Below are 6,320 nucleotides of genomic sequence, written 5' to 3'. Positions count from 1 at the left end.
CGCCTGAGCTAGCAATGGGGGTGTAGCCCCGCTGCGCGGGGCTACTTCAGTTGCGCAGGTTCAGTTGAGCAGGGCTATTACAGCAGGCGACGCAGGATGAGGGCCGCACCGTCGTCGTACACCGAAGCGGTGACCTCGTCCGCGACGGCGATGACTTCCTCAGGCGCCTGGCCCATGGCGACACCGCGCCCGGCCCAGCTGAGCATTTCGATATCATTGCGGCCGTCCCCCACTGCCACCGTGTGGCGCGGGTGCGTGCCAAGCCGCCGGCGCAACTGCTCCAAAGCGCTGGCCTTGGTGACCCCGGCGGCGGCGATATCCAGCCAGGCCGTCCAGCCCACCGAATAGGTGACCCCGGACAGCCCGATCTTGCGAATGGCTGTGGAAAATTCTTCGGCCGTGTTTTCGCTGCTGAACACCACGACACGCACCGCAGTGGCATCGAGCATGGTCTGGAAATCGACGCCGATGGCCTCAACGCCGAAGCTGGCGTCCTGGAACCGCTCCGTGGAGAGGAAGTTCCCGTCCTCGTCCTCAAGCGCGTATTTGGCGGACGGAAGCTGCTCGCGAAGAGCCATCAACGCCGGGGCGGGATCGAATGTGGCCTTGTGAATGATCTCGTAGCCTGCGTCCAGCTGGGGGTCGAGCCGCAATGTGACACCACCGTTGCAGCACACGGCATATCCCCGTTCCAGCCCTATCTGCTCAATAATGGGCAACGTGGCGTTCAACGAACGGCCCGTGGCGATCAGGACGTCGTGGCCGTGGGCTACAACCGCCCTTGCGGCGTCGCGGACACCAGGTGACATGTGGCCATCGTGATCCACGAGGGTTCCGTCGACGTCCAACGCCACCATGAGTTTGTGATTCACATTCCGCTGGTCATCGATGCCAGCGACTGAGGTACCAGTCAAAATAGTCATGCCTCCAGTGAAGCAGACCCCACCCACGCCAGCTAGGACGCAGGCCACAGCAAGGGATTAACACGCGGTGAATACTCCCACGTTGTCCACAGTGTGAATATTAACTTGAGGCCTTGCCGCGAGGCCGTAGTCCGGCGCGCAGGAGCTTCTGCCGAAGACGGCCCGGCTGTACGACTCCCCCACTGATTCGGCCTTCGTGTGGGCCAAGCTCGCGATGCGGAGTGCTCTGTGTTTGGTGGCATCAGCCACGATCCCGTCCAGTGCCCCCGGTTGTGGAGGACCGCTCCACCCCGCCCACTGAGCTACAGAACGGGCAGGACCTCAAGGCCTCCGATGTACTTCTGGAGGGCCTTGGGGACGTTGACCGAGCCATCCGGGTTCTGGTGGTGCTCCAGGATGGCCACGATCCAGCGGGTCGTGGCCAGCGTGCCGTTCAGGGTGGCCACGGCGCGCGTGCCCTTCACTACGCCGTCCTCGTTGACCGCGCGCTCACGGATGTTCAGGCGGCGGGCCTGGAAGGTGGTGCAGTTGGACGTCGACGTGAGCTCGCGGTACGCGTTCTGCGTGGGAACCCAGGCTTCGCAGTCGAACTTCCGGGCCGCGGACATGCCGAGATCGCCCGCCGCGGTGTCGATCACGCGGTACGGGAGCTCAACCTTGGCCAGCATTTCCTCTTCCCAAGCCAGGAGCCGCTCGTGCTCGGCGGCGGCCTCTTCAACTGTGGTGTAGATGAACATCTCCACTTTGTTGAACTGGTGGACGCGGATGATTCCGCGGGTATCCTTGCCGTGCGAACCCGCTTCGCGGCGGTAGCAGGAACTCTGCCCCGCGTAGCGGATAGGCCCGGCCGACAGGTCCAGGATCTCGTCCGCGTGGTAACCCGCGAGGGCCACTTCCGAGGTTCCCACGAGGTAAAGGTCGTCTTCGGCGAGACGGTAGATCTCGGCGTCGTGCTTTACATCGAACCCGGTGCCCTGCATGGTCTCCGGACGCACCAAAGTGGGGGTGATCATCGGGACGAAGCCGGCCTCGATGGCTTGGTCCATGGCCATCTGCAGCAGGGCCATCTCCAAGCGGGCGCCGACGCCGCGGAGGAAGTAGAAGCGCGCGCCTGAGACCTTGGCGCCGCGTTCCATGTCGATCGCGCCAATGAGTTCGCCGATTTCCAGGTGGTCCTTCGGCTCGAAGTCCGGAAATTCGCGCGGGGTGCCGACCGTCTTGACCACGACGTAGTCGTCCTCGCCGCCCTCAGGCACGCCGTCCACAATCAGGTTGGGAATGACCCGCAGCAGCTCTTCCTGCTTGGCCTGGGCTGCGTCGGCTTCGGCGGAGGCAGCCTTGACGGAATTGGCCAGTTCCTTGACCTCGGCCAGCAGCGCCTGTTTTTCCTCGCCCTTGGCCTGTGCCACCTTCTTGCCGAAGGCGTTCTGCTCCGCACGGAGGTTTTCGTAGCGGATCAGGGCCGCGCGGCGGTCCGAATCGGCGGAAATGATCGCGTCCACCACGGACTCGTCGGCGCCGCGGGCGCGCTGGCTGGCACGGAACTTGTCCGGGTTTTCGCTGAGGTCTTTTACGTCGATCACCAGACAAGAGTATCGAATGAGCGCGCAGCTCCGCGGCCAATGCCCGACGGCGGCCGGCACCCCCTTCCGCCGTGCACCGCCGCGCCTGCAGCGGGATAGGGTTGAAGCACCATGAGCAACTGGATCCTGTACGTGATTCTGGCTGGGGGCGTGGTCTTCGCCGTCTCCAGTTGGTGGGGCGTGCGCCGGCTCAGGGCCAGGCATACCCGCAGCGCTGTGCATGAAGACGCACACAAGCCGGAAGCCGGCCTGCAAAGGGTGGCCGTGGTCCTTAACCCGGTCAAGGCGAAAGCCGAGGACGCGCGGAGGATCATCCGGGAAGCCTGCCATCTTGCGGGCTGGGACGAACCCCGTTTCTTCGAAACCACCGCAGACGATCCCGGCCATTCGCAAACCAAGGCGGCACTCGCGTATAAGCCCGACGTCATACTCGTCGGCGGCGGCGACGGCACCGTGCGCGTCGTGGCTGAGGCCCTCGCGCACACCAACGTCGCGATGGGCTTGATTCCCCTGGGAACCGGAAACCTGCTGGCACGCAACGTGAACCTGGATGTCAACGATCTGCGGGGCAGCGTCCACACAGCGCTCTTCGGCCACCAGCGCTACATCGACACCGCCCGAATGGCGATCCACAACGAGCTGACAGGCGCCTCTTCCGAGCATGCATTCCTGGTGATCGCCGGCATGGGACTCGATGCCGAGGTTGTGGGCGATACCAACGACGGGCTCAAGAAGGCAGTCGGCTGGCTGGCCTACACCGAGGCGGGCGTCCGCCACCTGCCCGGCCGGCGCAAAAAGGTCACCATTGCCATGGACGACGAGCCCGAGCAATCCCGGAAAATCCGAAGCGTCTTGTTCGCCAACTGCGGCCTGATTCCGGGCGGCATCGACTTCATCCCCGGTGCGATGATCGACGACGGCGTGCTGGACGTTGTGGTCATGAGCCCCCGTAGTGCCATCGGCTGGCTCGCGGTGTACGCCAAGATCCTGTTCAAGCACAACCGGAACCTGCCGGTCATGAATTACTACCGTTCGGGCAAAGTGGTCATCAGCAGCAGCGAACCGATGGCCACGCAACTTGACGGTGATCCCTCGGGCGAGGCCACGAAGGTCACCGTCAAGGTGGAGCCGCGTTCTCTCCTCGTGCGCGTCCAATAAACCGGTACTCGTGCAACTACCGGTGCGCGCGCGACGGCGCTACGCGCTATTTGGCGTTCTTCGCCGCTTCCGTTGCTTTGTGTTCTGCCAAGCTTTGGCGGCTGCGCGCGCTTCCGATTGCTCGCGAATCATCGCCTGTTCTTCCTCAAAGCGCAGCCGATCGGCCCGGTCGGCGTCGTCGCCGTCCCAGTCCTGGTTGTCCGCCTTGGGCTTGGGATTGACGATCATTCCCTGGCCGCTGGTGTCATTGCTATTTCCTGACATGGCCCGCTCCCTCCGTTAGGGGCATGCGTCCATCAATTGTGGATCAAGCAAGCATACGCACAGTTTTATCCACGCGATAGGGGTTGAAGAGTCAATTATCCAACGCTTTGCGAAGCGGATTCGGGCCGGTCAAGCGCCCGGTTCCCCACCCAAAATGGCCCGGACCCAGGCGTGCGCGGATGCGAACGCGGCGTCGGAGGTATGCGGAGCCACGAAGGCTTTCTGCTCGTCCGCCCGCGCATAAGACCCCAGGAAGCGGGTGGCCGGGCTGATCCGGTGCAGGCCTGCCAAGCGTCGGCTACCCGGGCGTCCGACGCGTGGCCGTCGGCGTCGATACTGAAGAAATAGTGACCCAGATACTGGCCTGTGGGCCGGGACTCGATACGGCTGAGGTTGACTCCGCGGGTGGCAAACTGGTCCAGGATTTCCATCAGGGCGCCCGGGCGGTCTTCGGGCAGGGGCACGACGACGGTGGTCTTGTCGGCACCCGTGCGTTCAGTCAGTGCGCCGGGACGGCTGACCAGGACGAAGCGCGTAACCGCGCCGGGGTTGTCTCCAATGTTCTCCGCAAGGATATTCAGTCCCGGCCGCTCGGCCGCGACAAGGGGTGCGCAGATGGCGGCGTCATAGTGCACATCACCCTCGAGAAGCCCGACGGCGGCCGCTGCCGTAGAGGATCCCGGCACATATTCCGCATTTGGGATATTTTCGTCGACCCACAGCCGGCACTGGGCCCAGGCATGGCCATGGGTGGAGACCCGGCGGATGTCCGAGATCTTCACTCCGGGCCGGGCAACCAGCACGAACGTGATGGGAACGAGGGCTTCGCGGATGATCCGCAGCTCGGTTCCGGTGGCAATAGCATCCAGGGTGGCGGTCACTCCACCTTCCACCGAGTTCTCGATCGGCACCATGGCCGCATCCGCCTCGCCTTGGCGAACCCTCTCCAAAGCCGTGTTCACATTGGTGCAAGGGACCCTGTTGGCATCGGCCGCTCCGGGGACCTGCAAGAGGGCAGCCTCGGTAAAGGTGCCTTCAGGACCGAGGAACGTGTAGGTGAGCACGGATCCCGACATGTATATATTCCTTAGGTGTTATGCGTTGGGGCTACAGGACGACCGGCTTGAGGCCGTTCTCAGATACCATCGGGCGGCCGGTCTCGAACCACATGTCCATGCCTCCGGCTATATTGGTGGCGGTGTAACCCTGCCCCACCAGCCACTGGACCGCCCGGTAGGACCGTCCGCCCGTACGGCAGATGACATACAAGTCATCGTCAGGATCAAGCTCGTCAAGGCGCGCCGGGATCTGGTCAAGCGGAATATGCAGCGCACCCTCGGCGTGGCCCGCTACCCATTCGTAATCCTCCCGGACATCCAGGATTTTCGCGTCGGCCGGAACATCGCCGACAGGCACGGTCTCGAAATCGCTCACGTGGGTCCCTTCCAGTTGATTCAGATCTCCAATCCAGCCTACCGTTGCAGGGACCGAGACCGCTCAAGGCAAAAGGAGGCGCCATGGCTGCCGACGGGCCCACCATCCTGGCAACCTCCGGTGGCTATAAGTCCGGGCATCGCACCAGGATGGAGTTCGACCTCCTGGTTCACCACGCCGTCGAACTCTCCGGGGTCAGCGGACGTGCGCCGCGAGTGGCGCATATTGGGACGGCCTCCGGAGACCAGCGTTGGTTCGCCGCGGAATTGGACCAGGCCGCCCGGGTTTCGGGCTTCGATTTCAGCCACCTGAACCTTTTCACGATGCCCAACTACGGCGATCCCGAGGCCTACCTTTTGGAACAAGACGTGGTGTGGGTCAACGGTGGTTCCGTGGTCAATCTTCTGGCCGTATGGCGCGCCCACGGACTGGACAGCATCTTGAGGCGCGTCTGGGAACACGGTGTGGTGCTGGCAGGGGTGTCCGCGGGCTCGATTTGTTGGTTCCAGGGCGGCACTACGGATTCGTACGGCCCTGAATTGCGCGCTGTGACCAACGGACTGGACTTCCTCCCCTACGCCAACGGCGTCCATTATGACTCCGAGCCGGGCCGCCGCCCCCTGGTCCACCAGTTGGTGGCGGAGGGCGTGCTGGGCGAAACGCACTGCACCGACGACGGCGTCGGGCTGGTTTACAGGGGCACGGAACTTGTGGACGTGGTTGCCGAGGTCAGGGGCAAGGCTGCCTATCGCGTCACCGCGACTTCCAGCGAACCGGCCGATAGCGTTGCCGTGGAAGAGCGCTTGGAGGCCCGCTTCCTTGGCTGACATCCACGAGCTCGGCGCGGCCGGGTTGCGCCAAGCCTTGGCCGCCGGCGAGCTCTCGGCAACCGAGGTGGCGGAGCACTTCCTCGCGAGGATCGGACAGCTGAACCATACGCTGGGCGCCTTCGTCACGG

The 6,320-nt window shown here is 64.0% G+C and carries 6 protein-coding genes and 1 pseudogene; 2 read left to right on the top strand and 5 right to left on the bottom strand.

Annotated features, from left to right (window positions below; all coding sequences use genetic code 11):
* Positions 1-77 precede the first annotated feature (77 nt).
* Together AHiyo1_RS13565 and serS are read right to left on the bottom strand one after the other, a co-directional pair.
* On the bottom strand, positions 78-923 hold the full coding sequence (locus AHiyo1_RS13565; protein ID WP_059388920.1) for an HAD family hydrolase: 846 nt from the start codon (positions 921-923) through the stop codon (positions 78-80).
* 302 nt (positions 924-1,225) lie between these two features.
* Complete coding sequence (gene serS / locus AHiyo1_RS13560) at positions 1,226-2,506, bottom strand: serine--tRNA ligase (RefSeq protein WP_059388919.1); 1,281 nt, start codon at positions 2,504-2,506, stop codon at positions 1,226-1,228.
* A 111-nt stretch (positions 2,507-2,617) separates the two neighbouring features.
* Here serS and AHiyo1_RS13555 point away from each other — a divergent pair, with 111 nt between their 5' ends.
* Positions 2,618-3,664: a diacylglycerol/lipid kinase family protein gene (locus AHiyo1_RS13555; protein ID WP_059388918.1), complete on the top strand. Its 1,047-nt coding sequence runs from the start codon at positions 2,618-2,620 to the stop codon at positions 3,662-3,664.
* Positions 3,665-3,703: 39 nt separating this feature from the next.
* Here the strand turns inward: AHiyo1_RS13555 and AHiyo1_RS13550 are convergent, their stop codons facing one another.
* The 3 genes and pseudogenes from AHiyo1_RS13550 to AHiyo1_RS13540 form a co-directional block, all read right to left on the bottom strand.
* On the bottom strand, positions 3,704-3,928 hold the full coding sequence (locus tag AHiyo1_RS13550; protein WP_059388917.1) for a hypothetical protein: 225 nt from the start codon (positions 3,926-3,928) through the stop codon (positions 3,704-3,706).
* Positions 3,929-4,057: 129 nt separating this feature from the next.
* A pseudogene (gene pheA / locus AHiyo1_RS13545) lies at positions 4,058-5,004 on the bottom strand (prephenate dehydratase).
* 31 nt (positions 5,005-5,035) lie between these two features.
* On the bottom strand, positions 5,036-5,362 hold the full coding sequence (locus AHiyo1_RS13540) for a rhodanese-like domain-containing protein (RefSeq protein ID WP_059388916.1): 327 nt from the start codon (positions 5,360-5,362) through the stop codon (positions 5,036-5,038).
* A gap of 83 nt (positions 5,363-5,445) precedes the next feature.
* Between AHiyo1_RS13540 and AHiyo1_RS13535 the strand changes: the two genes are divergently transcribed.
* Positions 5,446-6,189, top strand: coding sequence for a Type 1 glutamine amidotransferase-like domain-containing protein (locus AHiyo1_RS13535; protein WP_059388915.1), 744 nt, complete (start codon positions 5,446-5,448; stop codon positions 6,187-6,189).
* Positions 6,190-6,320 lie beyond the last annotated feature (131 nt).

Origin of the sequence: Arthrobacter sp. Hiyo1 (assembly GCF_001263615.2) — a bacterium.
GTDB lineage: Bacteria > Actinomycetota > Actinomycetes > Actinomycetales > Micrococcaceae > Arthrobacter.
Note: the sequence above shows the minus strand (reverse complement) of the source record. Positions and strands in the feature narration are given on the sequence as shown.